Below are 1,315 nucleotides of genomic sequence, written 5' to 3'. Positions count from 1 at the left end.
GCTAAAGCAGTTAAGCCGATTGCAATCCCTTGGTCAGCCTTCGTCTGCGCTACCTGCCCGTAAACAATAGCATCATGAGCTTCTCCCTGAGCTCGTTCACCATGGACAAGAGGATTACCCAAATTCCCATCCCTAGTCATTTGACCGCCCGTTACAACTCTTGGAGTTAAAGCTGCTCTTGTGATTTTTTTACTTCCAACATTCATATCAATTGAACGTATCGAATCGCTGGTTTCTGCCAAAACATTCACTATAGGACTATAATCGCTTACACCAGTAAGAGTTTTGGTTAAAAAATTTGCATAGTCATCAGCAACACTTACCTTGGATGTCAAAGCAACATTCAGCGCTGTTAAATAATTTTCCTGTGATGAACTAGAAGAATCCAAATCATTCGAAAAAACAGGGGAAATACTGGCTGAAAGTGCAGCTATTGAAGTCAAAGATAGAACTTTAATAAAAGGAAAACGGGAAATTTTTAAATCGCTTCCCGCTAATTTTGTATATAATTTTTTCATAATGAACTCCCCAATGATAGAAATAACTATAAACACAAAAAAGACACATTTAAACGCTATGAAGTTCTTTAAATTTGGTTTTTCTGAGCATATTCAAAAATTTGGTACCTGACTAAAAAGATGGAAAAGTTGTGCTTTTAGGTTTTATGGTTAACGTATTTTGCTCTTTTACATTTCCTAAGAAAGTAATTTTTTTAAAGTGGTGATTGGTTTTTTTAACCTTTAAACTTATTGGTTGTTTTTTGCAAGGGGGAGTTAGTTTAGTATATTGTTTTTATAACTTCTTCCAGTAAAATTGAAATACATTTGAATGTATACTTTTGTCTTACTAGGAAGCTTTTTAATAGATTTTTAGAGAGTGAAAGGTTTTTTTATCTGTAGATTGCTACAGATTTTTTAGATTTAAAAATTAAAGAAGAAAATAATCAATTATAATTTATGAAAAAACTCGTTATCTTATTTTGAAATAAGAAGTTTACTTTGTTGAAAGTGTACGGTTTTTTGTTTTTAAACCTATATTTATCATTATAGCGCTTATCAATTTATATATTTACATACGTAAAAACAATCCACCCCTGCCTCATGAGACAGGGGTGAAAGGGGTTTATGTATTTTGTTTATTATCAGTTCAATGTCATATTGAATCCCGCACCTACACCCCAATGACCTCCAGAAGTTGTTGCGGATATGTTAGAGCGGTATTTTCCATTTTCTGAGGTGTAACCTGCACCAAAGGCAAATGCAGACTGACTACGCCATAAACCAGTACCAAATCCAACGCTTAATTTTCCAGGTGT

Annotated in this window: 1 protein-coding gene and 1 pseudogene; both read right to left on the bottom strand. The window is 33.8% G+C overall.

The features are described 5' to 3' along the window. Positions 1-518 (bottom strand): annotated as a pseudogene (locus ACFIKE_RS10705) (hypothetical protein); the annotation flags it as partial. A 623-nt stretch (positions 519-1,141) separates the two neighbouring features. Further along, the coding region (locus ACFIKE_RS10700; RefSeq protein ID WP_375649884.1) for a YadA-like family protein at positions 1,142-1,315 on the bottom strand (174 nt) is incomplete at its 5' end.

It is taken from the genome of Bartonella sp. MU70NMGDW (genome assembly GCF_042194085.1).
Taxonomy (GTDB): domain Bacteria; phylum Pseudomonadota; class Alphaproteobacteria; order Rhizobiales; family Rhizobiaceae; genus Bartonella; species Bartonella grahamii.
Note: the sequence above shows the minus strand (reverse complement) of the source record. Positions and strands in the feature narration are given on the sequence as shown.